Source organism: Paenibacillus agricola, assembly GCF_011440305.1.
Classification (GTDB): Bacteria; Bacillota; Bacilli; order Paenibacillales; family NBRC-103111; genus Paenibacillus_S; species Paenibacillus_S agricola.
The window spans coordinates 118,818-138,441 of the sequence record NZ_JAAOIW010000006.1 but is presented as its reverse complement, the minus strand read 5'-3'; the positions used below and the strand labels follow the sequence as shown (position 1 = coordinate 138,441).

The 19,624-nt window shown below is 46.0% G+C and carries 21 protein-coding genes; 9 read left to right on the top strand and 12 right to left on the bottom strand.

The features are described 5' to 3' along the window. Nucleotides 1-175: 175 nt before the first annotated feature. Complete coding sequence (locus G9U52_RS17970) at nucleotides 176-958, top strand: exodeoxyribonuclease III (protein WP_166152017.1); 783 nt, start codon at nucleotides 176-178, stop codon at nucleotides 956-958. Here the strand turns inward: G9U52_RS17970 and G9U52_RS17965 are convergent. The 5 genes from G9U52_RS17965 to G9U52_RS17945 form a co-directional block, all read right to left on the bottom strand. Next, nucleotides 932-1,699 (bottom strand): C40 family peptidase, encoded by a 768-nt coding sequence (locus tag G9U52_RS17965; RefSeq protein WP_243767416.1) that lies wholly within the window; start codon nucleotides 1,697-1,699, stop codon nucleotides 932-934. The two genes, G9U52_RS17970 and G9U52_RS17965, sit on opposite strands and share 27 nt — an antisense overlap. 218 nt (nucleotides 1,700-1,917) lie before the next feature. Further along, a complete protein-coding gene (locus tag G9U52_RS17960; RefSeq protein ID WP_166152016.1) occupies nucleotides 1,918-2,121 on the bottom strand; it encodes a twin-arginine translocase TatA/TatE family subunit in 204 nt (67 codons plus the stop codon). 46 nt (nucleotides 2,122-2,167) lie between these two features. Next, entirely contained in the window at nucleotides 2,168-2,896 is a 729-nt protein-coding gene (tatC, locus tag G9U52_RS17955) for a twin-arginine translocase subunit TatC (RefSeq protein ID WP_166152015.1), read from the bottom strand. Between the two features lie 42 nt (nucleotides 2,897-2,938). Further along, on the bottom strand, nucleotides 2,939-4,660 hold the full coding sequence (locus tag G9U52_RS17950) for a GMC family oxidoreductase (protein WP_166152014.1): 1,722 nt from the start codon (nucleotides 4,658-4,660) through the stop codon (nucleotides 2,939-2,941). A gap of 35 nt (nucleotides 4,661-4,695) precedes the next feature. Next, complete coding sequence (locus tag G9U52_RS17945; protein WP_166152013.1) at nucleotides 4,696-5,472, bottom strand: gluconate 2-dehydrogenase subunit 3 family protein; 777 nt, start codon at nucleotides 5,470-5,472, stop codon at nucleotides 4,696-4,698. A gap of 160 nt (nucleotides 5,473-5,632) precedes the next feature. Between G9U52_RS17945 and G9U52_RS17940 the strand changes: the two genes are divergently transcribed. Then, complete coding sequence (locus G9U52_RS17940) at nucleotides 5,633-6,034, top strand: c-type cytochrome (protein ID WP_166152012.1); 402 nt, start codon at nucleotides 5,633-5,635, stop codon at nucleotides 6,032-6,034. Between the two features lie 117 nt (nucleotides 6,035-6,151). Here G9U52_RS17940 and G9U52_RS17935 read toward each other — a convergent pair whose 3' ends face one another. Beyond that, the gene (locus G9U52_RS17935; protein WP_166152011.1) at nucleotides 6,152-7,702 is read right to left on the bottom strand and encodes an SAM-dependent methyltransferase; all 1,551 of its coding nucleotides are present in this window, start codon (nucleotides 7,700-7,702) and stop codon (nucleotides 6,152-6,154) included. Nucleotides 7,703-7,921: 219 nt separating this feature from the next. Between G9U52_RS17935 and G9U52_RS17930 the strand changes: the two genes are divergently transcribed. Both G9U52_RS17930 and G9U52_RS17925 read left to right on the top strand, forming a co-directional pair. Continuing rightward, on the top strand, nucleotides 7,922-8,887 hold the full coding sequence (locus tag G9U52_RS17930) for a Gfo/Idh/MocA family protein (protein WP_166152010.1): 966 nt from the start codon (nucleotides 7,922-7,924) through the stop codon (nucleotides 8,885-8,887). A 263-nt stretch (nucleotides 8,888-9,150) separates the two neighbouring features. After that, nucleotides 9,151-9,747 carry a TetR/AcrR family transcriptional regulator gene (locus G9U52_RS17925; RefSeq protein WP_166152009.1) on the top strand — a complete coding sequence of 199 codons (597 nt, stop codon included), beginning with the start codon at nucleotides 9,151-9,153 and terminating at the stop codon, nucleotides 9,745-9,747. Between the two features lie 33 nt (nucleotides 9,748-9,780). Here G9U52_RS17925 and G9U52_RS17920 read toward each other — a convergent pair whose 3' ends face one another. Beyond that, nucleotides 9,781-10,854, bottom strand: coding sequence for an FAD-dependent oxidoreductase (locus tag G9U52_RS17920; RefSeq protein ID WP_166152008.1), 1,074 nt, complete (start codon nucleotides 10,852-10,854; stop codon nucleotides 9,781-9,783). 221 nt (nucleotides 10,855-11,075) lie between these two features. Next, nucleotides 11,076-12,296 (bottom strand): MFS transporter, encoded by a 1,221-nt coding sequence (locus tag G9U52_RS17915; protein ID WP_166152007.1) that lies wholly within the window; start codon nucleotides 12,294-12,296, stop codon nucleotides 11,076-11,078. A 197-nt stretch (nucleotides 12,297-12,493) separates the two neighbouring features. Between G9U52_RS17915 and G9U52_RS17910 the strand changes: the two genes are divergently transcribed. The 3 genes from G9U52_RS17910 (at nucleotide 12,494) to tlp (ending at nucleotide 14,228) form a co-directional block, all read left to right on the top strand. Next, nucleotides 12,494-12,826, top strand: a complete 333-nt coding sequence (locus tag G9U52_RS17910; protein WP_166152006.1) for a winged helix-turn-helix transcriptional regulator — start codon at nucleotides 12,494-12,496, stop codon at nucleotides 12,824-12,826. Between the two features lie 136 nt (nucleotides 12,827-12,962). After that, entirely contained in the window at nucleotides 12,963-13,934 is a 972-nt protein-coding gene (locus tag G9U52_RS17905) for a C40 family peptidase (RefSeq protein WP_166152005.1), read from the top strand. A 78-nt stretch (nucleotides 13,935-14,012) separates the two neighbouring features. Beyond that, nucleotides 14,013-14,228, top strand: a complete 216-nt coding sequence (gene tlp, locus G9U52_RS17900; protein ID WP_166152004.1) for a small acid-soluble spore protein Tlp — start codon at nucleotides 14,013-14,015, stop codon at nucleotides 14,226-14,228. Between the two features lie 108 nt (nucleotides 14,229-14,336). Here the strand turns inward: tlp and G9U52_RS17895 are convergent, their stop codons facing one another. Next, nucleotides 14,337-15,257, bottom strand: a complete 921-nt coding sequence (locus tag G9U52_RS17895) for an AraC family transcriptional regulator (RefSeq protein WP_243767415.1) — start codon at nucleotides 15,255-15,257, stop codon at nucleotides 14,337-14,339. Nucleotides 15,258-15,426: 169 nt separating this feature from the next. Between G9U52_RS17895 and G9U52_RS17890 the strand changes: the two genes are divergently transcribed. Further along, nucleotides 15,427-15,681, top strand: a complete 255-nt coding sequence (locus G9U52_RS17890; RefSeq protein ID WP_166152003.1) for an Atu4866 domain-containing protein — start codon at nucleotides 15,427-15,429, stop codon at nucleotides 15,679-15,681. Nucleotides 15,682-15,728: 47 nt separating this feature from the next. Beyond that, the gene (locus tag G9U52_RS17885) at nucleotides 15,729-16,475 is read left to right on the top strand and encodes an SDR family oxidoreductase (protein ID WP_166152002.1); all 747 of its coding nucleotides are present in this window, start codon (nucleotides 15,729-15,731) and stop codon (nucleotides 16,473-16,475) included. A 103-nt stretch (nucleotides 16,476-16,578) separates the two neighbouring features. On the opposite strand, the gene G9U52_RS17880 is transcribed toward G9U52_RS17885, so the two are convergent. From G9U52_RS17880 to G9U52_RS17870, 3 genes are read right to left on the bottom strand one after another with little or no spacing between them, the layout of a single operon-like run. Beyond that, entirely contained in the window at nucleotides 16,579-17,763 is a 1,185-nt protein-coding gene (locus G9U52_RS17880) for an ABC transporter permease (protein ID WP_166152001.1), read from the bottom strand. After that, on the bottom strand, nucleotides 17,744-18,955 hold the full coding sequence (locus G9U52_RS17875) for an HlyD family secretion protein (RefSeq protein WP_207953050.1): 1,212 nt from the start codon (nucleotides 18,953-18,955) through the stop codon (nucleotides 17,744-17,746). Before G9U52_RS17875 ends, G9U52_RS17880 begins: the two co-directional genes overlap by 20 nt. A 27-nt stretch (nucleotides 18,956-18,982) precedes the next feature. Further along, nucleotides 18,983-19,561 (bottom strand): TetR/AcrR family transcriptional regulator, encoded by a 579-nt coding sequence (locus G9U52_RS17870; RefSeq protein ID WP_166152000.1) that lies wholly within the window; start codon nucleotides 19,559-19,561, stop codon nucleotides 18,983-18,985. Nucleotides 19,562-19,624: the final 63 nt, after the last annotated feature.

Sequence of the window (19,624 nt, the reverse complement as noted above, 5' to 3'; positions counted from 1 at the left end):
TAGAAAATCCAGCCCCTGAATATTATCTTAGCATAGCGTGCATTTTCACTTCCTAGGTTCCAGGCGGAAACGATGATCGCGTTAAGTGATTGAAGCATGCTACACTTGAATTGGTTGAAATCAATTGAAATCACTTGAAACCAAAATCACCGCGAACTCTAAGGGGACCCAAACGATGAAGCTAATATCTTGGAATGTAAATGGACTACGGGCATGTGTGAATAAAGGCTTTAACGAATATTTCGTAGAGTCCGGAGCGGATATATTTTGTGTCCAAGAGACGAAGCTGCAGGACGGACAAATTAGTCTGGAGCAGGATGAGGGCTACACGCAATATTGGAATTACGCGCAAAAGAAGGGATATTCGGGTACTGCTGTTTTTACAAGGATGAAGCCGCTATCCGTTAGATATGGCTTGGAGGAGGATCACGAGCCTGAAGGGCGGATTTTAACCTTAGAATTCGACGCTTTTTATCTAGTTAATGTCTATACGCCAAACGCTAGGCGTGACCTGTCTAGGCTTGATTTTCGCTTAGAATGGGAGGATCGTTTTCGAAGCTACCTTCAGGAGTTGGATGCTGTTAAACCTGTCATTATTTGCGGAGATATGAATGTTGCCCACGAAGAGATCGACCTAAAAAATGCGAAGGCCAATCGTGGCAACTCCGGTTTCACCTTTGAGGAACGGGAGAAGATGACTCAATTACTGGATACAGGATTTGTAGATACCTTCCGCTACCTCTACCCTGAGAAGGCTGACGCCTATACATGGTGGTCTTATATGCCCAAGGTAAGGGAACGCAACGTTGGGTGGCGTATTGATTATTTTCTGGTCTCTGCAAGGCTCGCTCCCGCATTAAGAGATGCCGGGATGGATTGTGATGTACTTGGCAGCGACCATTGCCCTGTTGTGCTCGATATTAACGAGCTGTTAATCCAGGATCCCAGCGCCAAATAAAAACCGGTACTCCAGGTGCTTCCACCTGATTTGGTCAATGCGGACGCCACCCGTTTCCTTCGAAGCAGAATGGATGATCTTATTATTGCCCAAATAAATACCCATGTGGGTGATTGGCTTTTCAGAAGGCTTAAGCCCTGCATAATTAGAAGGGCGATTACCCAAATATCGCGTAAAGAACAATAAGTCTCCACGGTGAGCTTTACTCAAATCGGTATATCGGCGCTTGGAGAATGCTTCGACATAAGCCGCCTGGCTCCTCGAATCCCATGGTAAATCCACACCTAACGCATATAAAAAGACCCAACGCGTAAAGTCTGAGCAATCGAAGGACGAAGGCTCGGTGCGGTCGGAGCCATATTCGTAAGGCGTGCCCATATACATTTCGGCAGCTTGGATCACATTCTCGGCATAGCTGCCTTGTATAGGGACAATTTCCTTGTCGGGGAACCTTTCTACCAGCGGAAACCCGCTCGGATCAAGTAAAACAGACATGTTGAAGCCATGCTTCCGAATAGGCGTCAATATCCGCTCCACGCCCCAATCGCCGCCAACCAGCTCCGCATCATGATCGATAATGGCCGTATCCGACATTTTATTGTCCGTCACCTGCTCGTCGGCGTGATGGGTTTGTTCTTTGATCGATAGCTTGGATTGATTTTTCCCCATATCCGGCTTACATCCTGCAAACAGAATCAGGCTGCATAAAAGCCCTAACACAAGCTTTACCTTTCGCATCATCAAGGCCCCTTTACAAGTAGTAAGCTTAGGATGCCAAGTTTGCTGCTTCTTTATTAAGCTTATATCCTCACTACTTCTATCTAATGTCCTAATCACATTTCAGTATATTGCCAAATAAGGATAAACCCCCAACACCACTAAGTTCCGTGGATATCAGAGGTTCATCGGTTCGGTATACTCACGATTCACAGCCTGCTTCGAAAGCCTGGCCTAAAGCTTTACAGGAGCTTTGTTGTTTCGCTCTTGGTAGCGGATTTATCCGCCGGCTCATCATCCTCTACAATGCTGCGGGTCGAATTCCTGAATTCGCGGAGCGTATCTCCAAATGCTCTGCCCAGCTGAGGCAGCTTGGAAGGTCCAAAGACGATCAAAGCGATCGCCAGAATTAACACTAAGCCCGAGACGCCAATGTTGTTGAACATGGTCATTTCTCCTTTCTTTAAGTATCTGGTTTAGTTAGACAGACCTCTAACCGTTCGTCGCACTATGGCGCATAGCCCGCCACTGCTTGCCCGAGACGAATACACTGATTTCAAACAGCAGGAACAAGGGTACTGTTACCGATAGGTGCGAAATCATATCCGGTGGCGAAATGCATGAGCCTGTAATGGCCAATCCGACATAAGCATACTTCCGCGTCTTTTTAAGGCGTTCTGGCGTAAGCAGCCCCAATTTGGTTAGGAACATCAGCACTACAGGCATCTCAAAGGCCACTGCCATCGGAAATACAATCTCATATAGGAATGAAAAGTAGCGGTCAATCCCGTAAGTTTCTACAGCTCCGACGCTTAGGTTCATCGTTTCCATAAAATGAAGCATCATCGGGAACACAACCTTATAGCCAAATGCAGCTCCAATTAAGAAGAGCGCAAACGCCGCTGGTATGTAAGGCAAGGTACCTTTTGCCTCAGCCTCTGTAAGACCAGGGCGAATAAATGCCCAGAGCTGATACAAGATGATAGGCACAACCACAAGCAAAGCGAACAGTAGAGCACACTTCATGTAGATCAGCAGCCCGTCTGTAAAGGAAAATACATGCCATTCAATCCCATTTGCCGAAGGCTGGTTTTTGATATACCGCAATATGCTTGGCGATACATACAGTCCGACGGAAAGTGCAGCAATAAACCAGATAGCCACGACCATCAGCCGCTTCCTAATCTCCGTCAAATGGAGTATCCAATCCTCCTGGTCCATCTTTCCCCCACCCCATTAATAGTTAGGCTTAACCGCACGCTATCACACTAAAGCTCCACCTTGCTTCAAATAGAGTAAAATCCCTTCCGCTGCACGGTAAGCAAGTGCACCCACAGTGCCTGTAGGGTTATAGCCACTGTTATGGGGAAATGCGCAAGCTCCGACAACAAATACATTCTCAGCATCCCACATCTGCATATAGGAATTGACCGCTGAGGTAGACGGATCAGCACCCATGATAGCCCCTCCGGTATTATGGGTCGATTGATAAGGGACAATGTTATAGGGTCCTAGCTGATCCGATGAGCCTATTGTAGTTGGTTTCATTTCCTTCATAATTTCAACGGTTTTGCCGGAGACGTATTTGAACATTTCGCGATCCTGATCCTCGAAGTCAAAGGTAACCCGCATTAAGGGCAATCCGTATGCATCCTTATAGGTAGGATCCAGATCGAGATAATGATGCTTCCACGGCATACTGCTGCCTTGCGGAGTAACCGCCAAAATGCTATTCGCATATTTGATAGATTGTTGTTTGAATTCCTTCCCCCAAGAAGGGGTTCCCTTGGGTACGGAATTGTTGGCAATGGGCCTAAGGCCCGTTTGGGAAATGCGAATTCCGGATCCGTGGATAAAGTTGAGATTGCTATGGTCGAAATTGTCACCGTTGAAATCAGGTATTTCCATACCGAGCGAGCCCGCTCCGGCATACAAATTAAATTCCTTATCGTCAAAGAATCCGGTAGCCGCACCTCCATTCGTCTGGTAAGCATAGTTTTTCCCAATAACGCCTTCCCCTGAAACGGGATCATACGGCTTACCCAATTTGGAGGTAAGCAGTAATCTGACATTGTTGAATACGTAACTGGCCATAATAACCACGTCTGCAGGCTGCTCGAATTGTTCACCTGTGACGGTATTCACATAGACAACGCCACTCGCTATTTGTCCATCGTTAACAATTTGTGTGACGTTGGAATAGGAGCGAAGCTCAAAATTACCGGAATTCACAGCTATCGGCAGGATTGTCACCACAGGATCGGCCTTTGCTCCATACTCGCAGCCGAACCTTTCACAGAAGCCGCAATATTGACAGGCAGCGCGTGTTATTCCATCCGGGTTCGTATACTGCTCCGATAAATTGGCCGATGGCCACATATACGGATGGTAGCCCAATTGTTTCGTCGCTGCCTCGAATAGCTTGAGCGCTGGGGTTCGAATCATCGCCTTGGTTGGTAAAGGGTTGGAGCGTTGGCCGATCAGTGGATTCTGCTCAGGATCTCCCGATATGCCTGCCATCTTTTCAAATTTGTCAAAATACGGCTCTAATTGATCATAGGTGATGCCCCAGTCCTGAATAGTCATTCCAGCGGGGATCTTATTTTTTCCATATCTCTCAACGGTTTTGCTGTATATTTCAAAATCGTAGGGGAGGAACCGAAAGGTTTGTCCATTCCAGTGAACACCGGCACCGCCGAGCCCCTCCCCGAGTAGAAAGGACCCATGCTCTCGCATCGGTACGGCGGCTACTTTCTCGGTATTACGAAAGGTAACCGTCTCTTTGGACAAATCCTGCATAAGATCGTACCGTTGAGCGTAGCGCAGCTCATCATGTACCATGTAATAATCTTGGATGCTCCGCGGCTTGCCGCGCTCCAAGCCAACAACTTTAATGCCCTGCTTGGTCAATTCAGCAGCAATGATACATCCTAACCAGCCCATGCCTACAATCACAACTGGAACCTTCGGCAATACAGTCGCCATGTGCAACCTTCCTTTCCTCTTAGGTCTTATTCGATTTAATGGGCCGCAAAATGATCGCGAAGGCTTCGCGGCTCCATGACAATAAACTGGTCTTTGTCCATAATCTCTGTATAGCTCATTTGATTGCCTGGATATTTGCGCATTTTCCAGCCGAGCATATCTTTGTTTCCACCATAAAGCGGGTCGGAATAGACCCCTTCCATCGTTAGTGTGCGCAGCATGTTAAAGAAGGTTTTACCCGTAACACCATTAACAACCGCTACCTCGCCTTTCTCCATCAAGGTTAATATGGCAGTCTTCTCTTCTTCCGTTAAATCCATAAAGCCTTTGTCGTACTTCTGGCGGCTTGCTTCCTCCATAGACTGCAAACCCATTGTAAATAACTGATGGCGTCCGATGCTTTGGTAATTACCTTGGGTTACCTCTCCTTGCACAAAGGGCCCCATCCGGTATTCACGGGCATTGACGCCCCATGGGCTTGCCATCTGATGGTCAATATAAAAGGCGACTCCTAACTCCGCAGCTCCCGGACCCAATTCATCCTTGGGATAAATGAGCTCTGCTGCCGCTTCAGTCATCTGAAGCTGGGATTGAGTGAAAAACATCGGCGCCTGGTTGAAAGCCCCTGCTGCTGGCAGCTCCGTGGCAGGTGTGGGTGTAGGCGCAGGCACCTCCGATGTTGAGCCAAACCCGTCGGAAAGCGCCCTACCAATCACACCTCCGACTATGACACCCCCAATTGCAGTCCCTGAGTATTTCAAAAAGCGACGACGAGAATTACTTGATGGTTGTTCGTTATGCTTGTCTTCCATCCTATCCTCCTCCTTCTTATTCATTTGACTTTTTTTGCAAAAAAATGGAGTCGTGCATATTTTGAGCACATAGCGGACAATTTATACAGACAACCGGTTTTTTTAATGTGCTAAGACCCATACAAAAACCAATACAAAAACAAATAGGAAGGAATCTCAAATGAACAAATCCTTTATCTGCCTCACCCTGCTGCTCGCTGTTTCGCTTTCCGCCTGTGGCGCAAAAAGCACGGCGCCGCCAAGCACCACCCCTACTACACCCAGTACAACACCGCCAGCAGCCAATCAGGGGACCGGTGACACCACTGGTGGAACTACTGCTGGCGGTACTGTTTCCACTGCTGATGCTTCTGCCATCTATAAGCAAAACTGTATCAGCTGTCATGGCAACAACCTAGAAGGCTCCGTGGGACCAAGCCTACAAAAGGTCGGTGCCAAAGACTCCAAGGATCAGATCTCCACTATTTTGAATAATGGAAAAGGTGCCATGCCGAGTTTTAAGGGCAGGCTCTCAGACACTGAAATAGGCGCACTCGCCACCTGGCTTTCCGAGAAAAAGTAACATAACCCGGTAACTAGGTTCGATCAAAGATGTATGTACCAAAAAAGCCGTTTCCTTAGCAAGCAGGAAACGGCTTTTTTGGGGTCTGGATGAACATATGATTGGTACACCTGTATACTAGCCTTGCATAAGCGCCAGCAACGCCAAAGCTCCTTCATGCTCCGGATCCATAGCTAATGCATGGTTTGCATATTCCGCCGCCGACTCTTCCTTACCTACCTCATAAAAGCAAATCGCCATCGAGTACAAGGTGGCAGGATCTTGCCCGAAGCCACTAAAGAGTGAATGTTCAAAAAAGAACAATGCGTCATCAAACATATCGATCTGGTACAAGACTGTCGCACAATCCAGAGCAAGGTCATAATCCTCCTGCATCGGATAATAGCCCTCCCACATGACGTGCATCCCGTTACGGATATCTTCAATTTGATGTTCATTGCCAGCTAGAAGCAACTCGATGAACCGCTTGGCGCTTCGCAGGAACGTCTGGGCATCATAGCCGCTCAGTCTCCAAAACGCATAAAGCTGTGGCAGCTCCAATTGGTCGCAATACTCCTCAAACCACGCTTTAAGATTAAAAAAATCGTCCGGTCCAAAACGCTCCACAAACCGTCGGTAAGCCAGCCGGGTGTTGGCGTAGCCCATAGGTTGTTGCAGCATAAGGATGCAGCCTACATTCAAATTCCTATAGTGATGCTTGGTGAAAAGAGTTAACGCTCCTTGTTGCTGCATAACATGCTGGATAGCATGGTAATTGGCCTCCAAGGAAAAGCTTCCGTGATGGATAAGCTTGGGTGCGTTAGCAAACTCCCAGTTTTCCAAGCGGTGGTCGCCCTTGTCTGCTGTAAGCAGCACAAAGCCAGCTTGTGACAGCCGACCAAGCCGCGCTAAGCACGACAGCCCCACCGCAGGAAAAAGCACATGTGAATCCTCCAGCTTCTGCTGGTAAAGCTTGATGACTTCGCGATAAGGATACGATTCCTGCTCGTATTCAGCTGCTCTGCGATAATGGTAGGCGGGGATGACTTGACCCAGCAGCTCTGCCGGTTTAAGATCGGCTGCTCCTGCCGGGAACTCCAAGGAAATATCGCATTCATAAATCTGCCCTTCATCCACATACAGCAGCTCCTGCGGGATACTGTCAAAAAAATAATTGGCAATAACCAGCAACGGCTGCTGCAAATCTCCGACTCCAATACGGGTACCTGCTTGCTTTAAGCTTAGCTCTGTATCGTGCACGGCATCGAATTGGGCAAAATCCAAAACCCCTTGCTGAGCGAAGGGCTTTAGGCTGGGGTGCTGCTGCCAATAAGCAACATTAGCCATGGCTAAGTCGCTCATTACATAACAAAAGGGAGGAAGCTCAATACCCGCATAATCCATGAGCTCGCTAAGCTCCTTAAGGATGTGAAAGGCTAACCGGCCAGAGCCCGCCCCCAGCTCGACGATTGTAACGGGTTCGGAAGTATAGCCCAGCCTGGCTCGATCTTGAAGAAAGCCCATTATCATTTCCGCATACGACGTAGCAATGGCAGGATTACTCGTAATATATTGGGGGACTTCCTCGCGCTGCCAGGCTTGGATTCCCTGCTCTTCATAATATGCTCGCTGTAGCTCCCAAATGGGCGCTTCACTAAAACGGTAGACAGGTTTTTCGTTATTTGTCATCAATTTGGACCTACTTTACTCAGTTTGATTGGATCGGTATCCATAACCTAGCATTTCAATAGGGTCTTGTCCATCCCTGTTGGGCGAACGTGCCTATCTGATATGTAAGGATCTGAGCTTTAGCTCCTGGCATAGATGCCATATGAAGCCAAATAATGCTATGATGAAAAGCATATCCAGCAATACATAGAAAACTAGACCGGGAGGAATTATTTACTTATGGAAACGATCCGTTGGGGAATTATTGGCTGTGGTGATGTAACCGAGGTTAAAAGTGGACCAGGCTTTCAAAAGGCAGCCAACTCGCAGCTAGTCGCAGTAATGAGAAGGGATGCCGCATTAGCCGAAGACTACGCCCTCAGGCATCATGTGCCCAAGTGGTACAGCGATGCGCAGCAGCTAATTGACGATCCCGAGGTGGATGCGATTTATATCGCCACCCCGCCCGCCTTCCACAAAGCATATACGCTGCTTGCTGCTAAAGCGGGAAAGCCGGTGTATGTCGAAAAGCCAATGGCAATGAATGTAGCGGAATGCGAGGAAATGCTTGAGGCATGCCGCCAAGCGGATGTGCCGCTGTTCGTCGCTTACTACCGGAGGCAGCTGCCTCGGTTCCTGAAGGTGAAGGAGCTGCTGGCAAGCGGAGTTATCGGAGAAGCGCGTTTTGTCGCTACAACGCATACGGGACAATTCAAACGTAGCTCATGGCGTGTCCAGCCGGAAATTTCGGGCGGTGGGCTGTTCGTCGATGTAGCGAGCCACACGCTTGATTTGCTTGATGAGCTGTTTGGCCCCATCGTTAGTGTCAAAGGCTTCGCCGGCAACCAAGGGCAGCATTATGAGGCCGAGGATATTGTAACGGCCACTTACCAGTTTGAGTCCGGAGTTTACGGAACCGGAAATTGGTGCTTCTCCTCTTACGAAGACATGGACAAAAACGAAATAATCGGCACTAAAGGTAAGATCACATTTTCCACCTTCCAAAATAGCCCGATCATCGTCACAACCCCCGAAGGTGAGGAGCAATTCATGATCGAGCATCCGCACCATATCCAGCAGCCTTTGATCCAAACCGTCGTGGATGCCTTACGTGGTGAGGGTGCATGCCCAAGCACCGGTGTTAGCGCCGCTAGGACGAATATCGTGATGGAAGAAATTCTAAGAGCTTATTACCAGAAAGCATAACGAGATTTATAGCTTCCTCGACCTAAAAAAATAAACAAGGAGCAGCTGCCTCGGCAAGCTGCTCCTTGTTTATTTTTTTGCAGACCAGATTGGCGGATACGCAGCCTTGCGGCTACACCAGCCTGGGGCTGGCTGAAAAATCCGGTCATTAACAACGTGTTTTTTGACACGGTGCAGGTATAGATACGCTACAATGACAGTTTATTGCAGTGTATTTTATTTCATATTATATTAAAATCAAAGATACGATAGGAGGTCTCAATATGAAAGAAGATTTACGTGTATTTCGAACAAAGAAATTGTTAAGAGATAGTATATTTGAATTAGCAGTCAATCAATCAAGAAAAATTGCCGAGATTACGGTACAAGACATTTGTGAACAAGCGCTCGTTCATCGTACAACGTTTTACCGATATTATAAAGATAAATATGATTTACTGCTACAGGAGCTAAAAATAGAAGAAACACTTTCGATTGAAGAGCGAAAGCAACGACTACTTGCACCTTTTTCGTTAATCATCGCAAAAGCATCTATTCCAGATTTAGAAAAATTAATCTTACTGAATCTTGATGACGAACATCTTCAATTTTTAGTGAAAAAAATCCGAATTCAAACGTTAACAGAAGACTTAAATGATTTTATTTCTATCAAGTCTATTCCCGTACCACTTGAAATGGCTGTAAAAGTTTATTCGACGGTGCTCGATGATTTAGTAAACTACTGGTTAAAAAACAATACAGACAATACCCCTGAACAAATGGATGAATATCTTCGCTTCGTACTAAACCCATTTTATTTTGAAATCTTAAACACGATTGACAACGATCATTGCGCTGCCAACAAAGATGAACAGCCTTAACCCTGTCAAATACAGAATTAAGGCTGTTCATTATTATTTATCAAATGCTTTATCAAATTGTTGCGATTCATTTTGAATAGCCGTTGTCACTGGGCGACGTTCATTTTCATACTGTTGTAATGCTTCTTCTACTGTCGCACATTCACTCAAGGCTCGTGCTATCGCATCAGCATCAGCAATTGCGGAGTTAGCACCTTGACCTAGTGTTGGTAACATGGAGTGTGCTGCGTCACCAAGTAATGTAATACGCTTTGTACTCCATCGTAAGATTGGCTGACGATGATATAATGCGCGATCTGCGATAGGATATTCAATCGCATCTAACAGTTTAACTAGCTTTTCATCGTATGAAGTAATCTTCGTCAGTAGTTCCTCTTTTGTAATGTAGTTCACCCACGTTGTATCCTCGGAAGGATAGAGAATATCAAAGTGCATACCGCCAGCTACTGGTTGCATTAGCAGCATCTTCGCACCTTCTTTATATATAACCGTACCTTCTTCTTTTGCTGTTTCTTTTGTTACTTCTCGGCTTAGAATAGTACGGACTGAATGATTACCTGAATAGAGTGGCTCATCATTACTGAAAAGTTTACGGATATTTGAGTGAATACCGTTCGCTGCAATCACTACATCTGCCTGTACTACTGCACCGTTCTCGAACGTTACTTCTACATAGTCAGCTGTTTCAACAAGTGATTCAAATTTATGATCTAAGTGAATGTATTCTGGATCAATTGGTGATATTAATACGTCTAATAAATGGGCACGATGGATAGAGGCTGGGGGTAAACCTGCTTGGTCTTTTTTTAATGAAGATAGCATGTCATCTGTAACGTTTGTGACGAACTCCCCTTGTGCTGTATACACTTCAATAGTCTTATTAGGAATTCCTCTCTCGTTAAAAACTTCACCTAATCCCCACTCTTTAAATAAATATTGTGTAGGTGGATGCATGATAATACCTGCGCCTATTTCACCTAGTGCTTTTGCTTGTTCGTAAACATGTGCTTGAATATCTTTATTTTGTAAAGCAACCGCCGTCGCAAAACCACCAATGCCTCCCCCAATAATAACTACATTTAAAGATTTTGATTGTGTCTGTTCCATGATGTAAACCCCTTTGATTTAAGATAGGTTTATTCTATACCGATAAAAGTATACGCTCAAGAAACAAAAAGCGCTCAGTGTAGCATAACTTTACTATACGAAAAAAGTGTTTCACAAAGTCGTTCACATTTACTCCTATAAAAAAGGGATCAAGAGAGATGTAACCATGTGATGTATAGAAAATTATCCCAATTATTTATTGCCGAATATAATAGCTAAATTTAATTTTTTTCCAGCTTGGCTGATATAGCTGTAAGCACGACCGCAACAGCAACCATGAGCCCACCAATCCATGGCGTATGCACAAGACCAATGGAGTCCACCACTACTCCGCCTACAACGGCACCAATGGCAATGCCAAGGTTAAAAGCAGCAATATTGAGCGCCGACGCCACGTCTACGGCTGAAGGAACGTACTTTTCAGCGAGTTGGACAATATATAGCTGGAGACCGGGCACGTTCATAAAGCCGAGGAGCCCCATCAGGAATATCGCGATTAAACCTGCCACTTTAAATGGAATCATAAAGGACATGGCAATCAGGATGACGGTTTGCATCATAAACATCCAAAGCAAGGCACGCACCGGATTTTGGTTAGCCCATCTCCCTCCAACCTCGTTGCCGATAGCTACGGCGATTCCGTACACAAGCAGCACAATCCCAACTACACTCGGGCTAATTCCGACCACATCCTGCAGAATCGGAGTCAGGTAGGTGAAGGCGACAAACGTTCCTCCATAGCCAAGAGCTGTAATAGAAAAGCCCATGAGCAGGCGGCTATTGGTCACAAGGCGAAACATATCCGCGAATTTGGCGGGAGGTGATTGCTTCAAATGGTTAGGAATGAGTGCCGCACTGGCAAGGATCGCAATCACACCAAGCAGGGCCACTCCCCAGAAGGTCGCTCGCCAGCCGAAGGCTTGGCCAATAAAGGTTCCCAGCGGAACGCCTGTGACGGTCGCAATGGTCAGTCCCGTGAACATGAGGGCGATGGCACTGCCCTTTTTTTCCGGGGGAACAAGCTGAACAGCAATCGTGGCACCAATTGCGAAAAATACCCCATGCGAGAAAGATGTGATAAAACGTGCGACCATCAGCATTTCAAAAGATGATGAAAGTGCCGCAACTGCATTGCCAACAATGAATATAACCATCAAGGACATTAACAACGCCTTGCGATTCATGCGATTCGTCAGTGCGGTGAGGATGGGAGCCCCGACTGCAACCCCGATCGCATAACCCGAGATAAGCAAGCCGGCGAGCGTGATCCCGATGTTTAAATCACCGGCAATGGAAGCAAGCAGCCCTACGGGTACGAATTCCGTAGTTCCAATTCCAAATGCACTTATGGCAAGGGCGAGGAGCGCCCATCTTCCTGATTTTTTCGTTGCTTGTTGCTGTGGCTGTGATTGTAATTCCGACTGTATCAATGATTGGCTCATAAGAAGATCCTCCTTGGTTTTGCAAATAAAACGGTTTGGTACACGGCACTTTGACATTTGGTGTACGACTGTTATTATAGGGCTACAAGATATTTTTGTTAAGTACGCACTAATAAGTACTATAGGCACTTAAAAGTTCTATAGATACTGAAAAGCACCCTAGTTAGGGATGTTTTGAAAGTAGAGGAGGTTTTACTATGGCTTTTAATATTCCTGTTGAGGCCACTCTTGATGTGATTGGCGGTAAATGGAAGGTCGTCATCCTATGCCATTTGGATAAAGGGGATAAACGCACAAGCGAGTTAAAAAGGCTGATGCCCGAAATTACCCAGAAGATGCTTACACAGCAATTGCGGGAGCTTGAGGCCGATGGATTATTGAAAAGAAAAATTTACGAGCAGGTTCCTCCCAAGGTGGTCTATTCCTTATCCGATTATGGCTGGTCATTAAAGCCTATTCTCGATGCCATGTGCTCGTGGGGCGAAGTGCATATTGAACGAACGGATGAAGCGGCCAAGGGGCTCGTTTAGCCAAGCGTCATTCTTGTAATGTTTTTTTGCAGGAAAATATTGGACGACAACCTATAACTTTACCATCCCGCCAAATAGAGATCGCTTGCCGAACTGTGTAGGGATCAACTACAAGTTAATTCGGAGGCGTTCATTTTTGAAGAAACCACTGTTGTATATAGGCTTAGGCTTGTTTGTATTTGTGGGAGGGCTAGGCTCGGGCATATCCGTGGCATCTGGAAAGCTGCAGCAGGTAACGGCTGATCTGGTCCCCTTTTATTGGAAGGCTGGCGAATCGCGGTTTTCGGCGGTTGATGGCTATAATGACGGAGCGGAGCAGCTTCCGGGAAGCCTTAATTATAAAGGAACTACCTATATTCCGATCCGGCTCCTGGCGGAGACGCTGGGCTATGAAATCGGATGGGACGGGACTAGCCAAACAGCGACCATCCTCGATCCTTCCAAGAGTGACGACCCTGCTTCAGACTTTCCTTCAACAGCTAAAGCGGATTATGCTCCCAATGCCACTTTGCTAAAGTCCTCTGCCCTTATGCTTGCAAAGGCAGATGCGGGTGCCTCGGTACTGGAGACATTAACCGCCGGCATGAAGGTGATGGTCACGGACGAATCCAGCCGGGAATGGCTTGGCATTTCCTTGAATGGCCGCCAAGGCTATATAGCTGCTGCGTCGACAGATTACCGGTTCAAGGCAGATCGGCCTGCTTGGGAGCGCAAGGCAGATACGATCATCGACACAGGCCTGGTCCATCTGGAGAAGCCCTACCAATTCGGTGCTTCCTCCAAGCAAACCGCCACTTTTGACTGCTCATCCTATACCAGGTATATCTTCAACCAAAATGGGTTTGATCTTCCACGCGATTCTCGCCAGCAAAGCCAGGTTGGGCAAAATGTAAAAATTGGCGATATCCGCAAGGGGGATTTGCTATTTTTCACCACACCCCAGCGTAAAAACGAGACCGGTCTTCAGCGAATTGGGCATGTCGCGCTTTATTTGGGAGATAACAAGGTGCTACATACTTACCGGGTAGGGATCGGCGTTACCGTGACGGAGCTTGACGACCAATGGCGGGGGCGTATCGTTTCGGCTAAACGGATCATTCCATCCTGACGGCTGTACCTCTCACATAGTATCCAATAGTTAGGGTCATACTAGACGGGTAGTCATCATCATTAAGGAGGGATTACCATGGCCAAGCCTGATAATCGCGCTGACAATGTAGCGCACCTGCAGGAGCATCTCGAAAATACTGAGGCTAATTTGCAGGAAGCAGAGGATTACCTCGATGAGCATTCAAGTGAGCTTACAGCCGATGAGAAGCAAGTCATTGAAGCCAAAAATGAGCGCCGCAAAAAAAGCATGGACTCTTTTGCCGCTGAAGCAGCAGACGAAGCCCAGCAATAACTCCTGAGCTTGCGAGGCAAGAGGCCCGCTGTATAGGGAGAAGTACATGAAAAAGGCCGTGTTTTCTACGTTTGTAGAAAACACGGCCTCTTTCTGCTTTATGGATTGCTATGTGTCTAACGAAGCGCGAAGGCGCGTGATATCGCTTCTTGGAGGCAAGCCGAACATGCGGGCATATTCCCGGCTAAATTGGGACGGGCTTTCATAGCCAACCTGGAAACCGGCATCCGCTGCCTCCAATGTATGGGAAAGCAGCAGGCGGCGAGCCTCTTGCAGCCGGATTTGCTTTTGGTATTGCAAAGGGCTCATCGCTGTAACCTCCTTGAAATAATGATGCAGCGACGATGAGCTCATATTTACGGCTGTTGCTAATTCATCAATTCGCAAGGGCTTGGCGTAATCTTGGTAAATCAGCTCAATCACCTTCGCGATATGCTGCGAATGATTGCTATTCATTGCAAACCGCTTGACGGAATTGCCCTGCTCATCCTGCAGCACCCGATACAAAATTTCACGTATGACCAGGGGTGCCAGTACGGGAATATCACGCGGCGTATCCAATAGGCGGACCAACCTTAATACAGAATCAAGCAGCGTCGAATTCATTTTACTTACGGCTAGACCACGTCCTGAATCCTTTTTATGGCTCTTTGCAGGCTCGGACACCCTGATAATATCGAGAATTTGCATCGGACTAAATTGCAGCTTCAGGCATAGATAAGGTGACTGTGGCGTAGCTTGAATAATTTGCCCAGAAATCGGCAAGTGTACAGAAGCCACAATATAGCTTGCTGGATCATACTGATAGCTCTCTTGGCTCAGCATCACCATTTTCGACCCTTGGGCGATGATACATAAAGCAGGCTCATAAATGGAATGGACCAAATCCGATGGTCGGGAGGCACGAATAAAATACAGGGACGGGACAGCTGTAGGATGCGTTCCATCTTGGGGAGTGTGACGTTCAATGATCCTTGCCAGCTCTTGTTGCTGCTTACCAATCGTTTCATCCATGAATTCAATCGACATTAGCTTTCCCTCCCAATCTTAAACGTAGTGAATAATGCCTTCATTTTATTGGATTTTGGAGGATTAGGCAATAATCTCCCGTGAATTGGATATCGCCTTGCATTCAAATAGGTGCATAATACATTCATAGCCAGCAACAACCAATAAGCCGTGAAGGAGATGAAAAGAAATGCAAAAAAGAACCGCAGCCCAGCAATCCTACGTAGGCATGTGGGTTACGAAGGATGGTTACATCCGGCATGAGCTTTTGCTAAGCGGACGTTACGATGAAGCCCGCGGCAGCAAGCAAAGCGCCTACCAGGGTCGATATATGATTGAAGGTGACCACATAGAATATGTGGATGACACGGGATTTACGGCCGACGGCGATTTTCGTGAGGGCGTGCTTTACCACGCAGGCATGATTTTGTTTAGGGAACACTAATCAGATAGAAAACCTACGATTAAACCTGTTATGGAGGAGATCATACTATGAAAAGCAACCAATTTGCAGGAAAAATAGCTATCGTCACTGGCGCGTCAAGAGGAATGGGAAGCAGCATTGCCGAAGCCTTCGCCTTAAATGGGGCTAAGGTTATCATTAATTACAGCAGCAACCGGGCAAAAGCCGATGAGGTTGTTGAACGCATCCAGCAAAATGGTGGAGAAGCCCTAGCCGTTCAAGCAGATATCAGCCGTGTCGCGGATTTGGAAGCTCTATTCCAGCAAACGTTAGAGGCTTATGGGCAAGTTGATATTCTCGTAAACAATGCTGGATTGATGATCGTTAAGCCACTTTTGCAGATGACTGAAGAGGATTTTGATATCCAATTTGCTGTCAATACCAAAGGCACCTATTTCGCCTGCCAGCAAGCGGCTATCCATATGAATACCAATGGGCGGATCATTAACTTCTCGACATCGATGGTAGGCTCCATGTTTCCTCAATATAGCGCTTATGCAGGAACTAAGGGAGCGGTTGAGCAGTTCACTAGACAGCTAGCAAAGGAATTTGGTCCCAAGGGCATTACGATTAATGCCATAGCTCCTGGACCCGTTAACACGGAGCTATTTACTATCGGGAAAAGCAAAGAGCAAATCGAGGGTATTGTCAAAATGAATGCGTTTGGCCGTATAGGCGAAGTGGACGATATTACGGGAACTGTGCTATTTTTGGCGAGCGAAGAAGCACGCTGGATGACAGGCCAAACCATTCGAGCCAACGGAGGATTTGTATAAGCCGGGGCTATAGGCTAGCGGTGGTTGGGGGGTAGGCCGACATGAGCCGTATCATTAAGACTCATAAGCATCGGCTGCAGCCCCCAGCACATTCGCAATTAAATTACACAGTGGAGATACCTTTTGAAAGCGCCGGGGTTGGGCTCTCTACTTTGGCTGTTTGCTGAGCCAGCCTTCGTTTATCCCTCCAGATCAGTAAGCCTATTATGACAAAGAGAAAAGCTTGCATGAGAAGGAGCATGCCCATTTCTTGCGGGAAATAGCTAAGGCTTCCCCCTCGAAAACCAATACCCCGAACGAATTTCAAATAATAGTTAATGGGAACAAACTTACTCAGTGTCTGTAAAATGGCAGGAAGCATGGGGACGGGAATCAGAAGTCCCGAAAGTAGAGACGATGGGATCAATATGAATAAAGTACGCCCGAAAGCCTTATCTGGATTTGAAACTGTCCAAGTTACTGCCATGGCTAGATAATAGGTAACGGAAGTAAACAAAAATGTTGGTATTAAAAAATCCATAGGACTGCCCGCAAAGCGCATGCCTCCGACTTGCTTGAGTAACCCCATTGCAAGCAGGATGGATGCGGTGGTGAACATAATGTAAGGTAAGGGACGAGCTAAGATTCCAAGGGGGCGCGAAAGCTCTTCCTCCCATAAACCCTCAGACCTGAGCCTAGGAATAATAGCCGACCCATTCTTAAGCATAAAACTAACGATCAGTGTTGTCATAAAACCAATGACCGAAATCATAATAAACTCGCTATTGGGATTATATAAAGATCGCTGTTGTAGAGCCAGACCGGATTGTGTAGCAACAGCCGCTTCATCAGACAATCCCATTGCTTTCAGCTTCCCAATGCCATTTTGCGTATTCTCAGTTGTAAAAACCTCCTGTACCCCTTGCCTAACAAACGTAGTTACAGTTGGAATCGTGTTGTCTAGGACTAAACCGATATTGGTTTGTTTCCCTGTATAGCGATTCTGTTCGAGCCCTAGTGGCATGTAAAGAACTGCGGCATATTTTTCATTGTAAAAGAGCATATTGGGATCCATAGCTGAATGAAAGACTTGGTCAACTTGAATGTACTGAGAGGCATCCAGATTGTTGATTAGCTGCCTGCTGTAAGCACTGTTATCTTCATCGATGATCGCTAAGTGGGTCTCATTAATTTGGTTATTGCTAAATAAATAGCCGAATAGAACCGCTACGATCAGGGGGACTAGAAATATAGTCCAGATCGTCTTGCCCTTCACAATTTCAAACCATTCATTTGCTAATGAACGCATCCAACTTCACCTCCGCACTCATACCAGGCAGTAAGGAATCATTCGATTCGAGATAAATACGGATTTGAAAAGTACTCAAATCGGATAATCCTCGATCACGGCTCATCCGGAGTGATGCGAATTGTGGTGCCGAATTAATAAATCGGACAGTTCCCTTTACCTCTTTATTAGTAGATATAATAGACGTCGGGACCTCACCACCAACAGCTAAGCCCTGAAGCTGTGTCTCGTCGATATAGATGTCATAGTAAAGCTGGCCTGTATGAAGTAAGGCAATAGGCGTGCCTGCCGATACATTTTCTCCAGCCTTGAAGGTTACCTTCGAAATCTTGCCGTCCGCTGGAGCTGTCAGGGTCATTCTATCCTTTTGAAGCTGGTAAGCTTGTAATTGGATTTTTTGCTGCTCCAGTTGCTTGGTAAGGGCTTCTGCATTATAGCTCTGTGACTCTTGGTCATTTTTAGCAATAATGGTTTGTTCCAGCACGGCTTGAGCCTTTTCTATGGACCATTCAGCTTGCTGCTTTTCCTCGGTTATAGGTCCGGCAAGCATCTTTTCTAATGCGATTTGCTGTTGTTGTAAACCATTATTCAAATTTGTTAGTTGACTTTTCGATAACTCCAGCTGGTCCCTTTCCTGTTTGGCCGTTTGAGCAGCCATGTCGTTGGGTTTGTCGTATTGATTTAATAGCTGATTATGCATTTTTTGTGCATAATCGATCGAAGCTTGAGCAGCTTGAACCGCGAGCTTTTGTTTTTCTATATCTTCGGTGCGGGCACCTTTTAATAATTGATCTCTAGACGTTATAGCTTGGTTTAGGGCGATTTGGGCTTGCAAAACACCGTTTTGGGATTTTTCATCGGCACTGCCATTGGTTTGGAGTGTTTGCTTGATTTTAAGCTCTGTCGTCTCTATGTCTAATTGTGTTTTGGCAATTTGCAGATCGATATCAGTTTGGTCAAGCTCGGCGATTTTATCTCCTTTCTTCACCTGATTTTCTTCGATCACATAAACCTGGACAAGTTTACCCGATACACTTTGAAAGGATACATTAACTTGTTCGGCTGAGAGTAAAGCTACCTTTTGTTCAGTGGCAATTGTAACCGCATCTTTACCTTCTACAGCTAACAGAACCCCTCCAGCACCTAATGAAAGCACCAAAACACAAGCGGCAATTATTGATTTCTTTATCATATGGTTTCTACTCCTAGATCCTATTTTTTATATCTTTTGGATGCCTTTGAATACAAATTCGAATAACTCTTTAGCGCTGTCCGTCTCTTTCTCTTCGATATGGTCTAACAACGTTTCAAGAGTTCCTCTCTTTACAAAAGCAGTCATACACACAACAATAAATCTAGTTGTTACCGTAATGGATTGAAAATGAAACACGCCTTTCTTTTCACCATTTTCAAGAATACTTTTCAATTTATTAATAACGTTACGAATGAGTGGGATAATTTTATCCGATCTTGGACTATTCATGACTAACTCTTGCCTTAAAATTTGTGCAATCACTTCCTCTTCTTTAAATAAGTCAATAATAACTTTAAAATAATTTTGCAAATCCGTTACGGGATCATCGGTTTCCGGTGGATAGGAAATATTATGGAGTGGCTCTATAATTTCCAAAAACACATTTTCCTTACCTCCAAAGTGGTAGGAAACGAGTGGCAACGAGACCCCAGCCTCCTCGCAAATCCTTCGTACGCTCGTCCCTTCATACCCCAGCTCTGCAAAAAGCTTTTTGGCAGAAGTTAGGATTTTAGTTTTAACGGCCATATTCTCATTGATGTTCAAGTAAATCCCTCCAAGGATTATTAACATATTTTAATATTTGTTTTAACAATTGTTCTTAACAAT